Origin of the sequence: uncultured Empedobacter sp., from assembly GCF_937930195.1 — a bacterium.
Taxonomy (GTDB): domain Bacteria; phylum Bacteroidota; class Bacteroidia; order Flavobacteriales; family Weeksellaceae; genus Empedobacter; species Empedobacter stercoris.
Genome location: NZ_CALGVK010000030.1, coordinates 1 through 3,162, shown reverse-complemented (window position 1 = coordinate 3,162; position 3,162 = coordinate 1). Strand labels below are relative to the sequence as shown.

Annotated in this window: 2 protein-coding genes; one reads left to right on the top strand and one right to left on the bottom strand. The window is 32.6% G+C overall.

What is annotated here, in order from left to right:
* Positions 1 to 529: 529 nt before the first annotated feature.
* Positions 530 to 1,549, top strand: coding sequence for a phenylalanine--tRNA ligase subunit alpha (gene pheS / locus Q0616_RS01790; protein WP_225539092.1), 1,020 nt, complete (start codon positions 530 to 532; stop codon positions 1,547 to 1,549).
* Positions 1,550 to 1,613: 64 nt separating this feature from the next.
* Here pheS (Q0616_RS01790) and pheS (Q0616_RS01785) read toward each other — a convergent pair whose 3' ends face one another.
* A complete protein-coding gene (gene pheS, locus Q0616_RS01785) occupies positions 1,614 to 2,633 on the bottom strand; it encodes a phenylalanine--tRNA ligase subunit alpha (protein WP_225539092.1) in 1,020 nt (339 codons plus the stop codon).
* Positions 2,634 to 3,162 lie beyond the last annotated feature (529 nt).

Here is a 3,162-nt window from a genome sequence, read left to right as displayed (position 1 = left end):
TAATCTTTTTTACGCTTGTTTCAATGGATTGAAGCTCGTCTGCAAATCGTATGTCAACTCTAAAATTCGTTGATAAAAGTGATAACGAATCTGAATTAGAAAAAAGAATTAGAAAAATCCGACGATTTAGAATCGAAATGCAATTCAACTCTAAATTATTGGAATAAAAAAAGTTGGAGTGTTTGAGTGGAGCGAGTTGCCAACTTTATGGAAATAATTTATTTAGTTGAATCATTGAGAGACTACTGTCGGCATCTTTTTTTGTTTCGTTTTTTTGGATGAGCTTCCCCGAAGGGCATATGAATACCGATAATTAAAATAGATAAGCTATGAATAAAAAATGAAAATAATAGATTTCTCAATACTTCAAAATAACTTTATCTAAATCATAACTGATTTTTTCAAGATTAATTTCTAAAATTGGTTGAGCCATTTTTACAGAGTTTTAGTTGAATACAGATAAAAATACAGGAAAAATTTGTTATAAGGCTATTAACCTTTAAATTTGTGTTTAAATTGATCAGAAATTATGATTGACCAAATCAAACAATATATTGAAGAAGTAAAAAACTTCCATTCGACGAATGCTTCTGAAATAGAAGAGTTCAGAATTAAATTTTTAGGTAAAAAGGGAATTTTAGCAGACTTGTTTACACAGTTTAAGTCTGTTCCAAATGAACAAAAAAAGGAATTTGGTCAAGTTGTGAATGAATTAAAAACATTGGCAACTGAAAAATCGACTGTTCTTAAAAATGAAATCTCAAACGAAGGAAAAACAGATACTTCTTTAGATTTAACTCGTCCAGGAGAACCTTTTACTTTAGGGTCTCGTCATCCTATCAACATTACAAAAAATCGTATTATCGAGATTTTTAATCGTATTGGTTTCAGTGTTTCTGAAGGTCCAGAAATAGAAGATGATTGGCACAATTTTACAGCGCTTAATTTACCTGCGCATCACCCAGCACGTGATATGCAAGATACTTTTTTCATCGAAAAAGATCCAGATATAGTGTTGCGTACCCATACATCATCTGTTCAGATTCGTCACATGGAAAACAATCAACCACCAATGCGTTTCTTAGCGCCAGGGCGTGTTTACCGTAACGAAGCTATTTCATCTCGTTCGCACATGATGTTTCACCAAATCGAAGGTTTATATATTGATGAAGGTGTTTCCTTTGCCGATTTGAAACAAACGTTAAGTTATTTCACAACAGAATTATTTGGTAAATCTGAAATTCGTTTACGTCCTTCTTATTTCCCTTTTACTGAACCTTCTGCTGAGGTTGATGTTTATTGGGGATTGGAAACCGAAACGGATTATCGTATGACCAAAGGAACTGGTTGGTTAGAAATTATGGGATGTGGTATGGTTGACCCAAATGTTTTGCGTAATGTCGATATCGATCCTGAGAAATATTCGGGTTATGCATTTGGAATGGGAATCGAACGTATTGCCTTGTTGTTGTATCAAATTGGAGATATCCGTTTGTACACAGAAAATGACAAACGTTTCTTAGAGCAATTTCAATCAGAATTATTTTAAAAAAGTTTATAGAAAACAAAAAATCCACTCAATTGAGTGGATTTTTTGTTTTCTATAAACTTTTTTAAAATAATTCTGATTGAAATTGCTCTAAGAAACGTTTGTCATTTTCTGTGTACAAACGGATATCTCCAATTTGATACAACAACAAGGCAATACGTTCGATTCCCATTCCAAATGCATAACCCGAATATTTCTCAGGATCGATATCGACATTACGCAAAACATTTGGGTCAACCATACCACATCCCATAATTTCTAACCAACCAGTTCCTTTGGTCATACGATAATCCGTTTCGGTTTCCAATCCCCAATAAACATCAACCTCAGCAGAAGGTTCAGTAAAAGGGAAATAAGAAGGACGTAAACGAATTTCAGATTTACCAAATAATTCTGTTGTGAAATAACTTAACGTTTGTTTCAAATCGGCAAAGGAAACACCTTCATCAATATATAAACCTTCGATTTGGTGAAACATCATGTGCGAACGAGATGAAATAGCTTCGTTACGGTAAACACGCCCTGGCGCTAAGAAACGCATTGGTGGTTGATTGTTTTCCATGTGACGAATCTGAACAGATGATGTATGGGTACGCAACACTATATCTGGATCTTTTTCGATGAAAAAAGTATCTTGCATATCACGTGCTGGGTGATGCGCAGGTAAATTAAGCGCTGTAAAATTGTGCCAATCATCTTCTATTTCTGGACCTTCAGAAACACTGAAACCAATACGATTAAAAATCTCGATAATACGATTTTTTGTAATGTTGATAGGATGACGAGACCCTAAAGTAAAAGGTTCTCCTGGACGAGTTAAATCTAAAGAAGTATCTGTTTTTCCTTCGTTTGAGATTTCATTTTTAAGAACAGTCGATTTTTCAGTTGCCAATGTTTTTAATTCATTCACAACTTGACCAAATTCCTTTTTTTGTTCATTTGGAACAGACTTAAACTGTGTAAACAAGTCTGCTAAAATTCCCTTTTTACCTAAAAATTTAATTCTGAACTCTTCTATTTCAGAAGCATTCGTCGAATGGAAGTTTTTTACTTCTTCAATATATTGTTTGATTTGGTCAATCATAATTTCTGATCAATTTAAACACAAATTTAAAGGTTAATAGCCTTATAACAAATTTTTCCTGTATTTTTATCTGTATTCAACTAAAACTCTGTAAAAATGGCTCAACCAATTTTAGAAATTAATCTTGAAAAAATCAGTTATGATTTAGATAAAGTTATTTTGAAGTATTGAGAAATCTATTATTTTCATTTTTTATTCATAGCTTATCTATTTTAATTATCGGTATTCATATGCCCTTCGGGGAAGCTCATCCAAAAAAACGAAACAAAAAAAGATGCCGACAGTAGTCTCTCAATGATTCAACTAAATAAATTATTTCCATAAAGTTGGCAACTCGCTCCACTCAAACACTCCAACTTTTTTTATTCCAATAATTTAGAGTTGAATTGCATTTCGATTCTAAATCGTCGGATTTTTCTAATTCTTTTTTCTAATTCAGATTCGTTATCACTTTTATCAACGAATTTTAGAGTTGACATACGATTTGCAGACGAGCTTCAATCCATTGAAACAAGCGTAAAAAAGATTA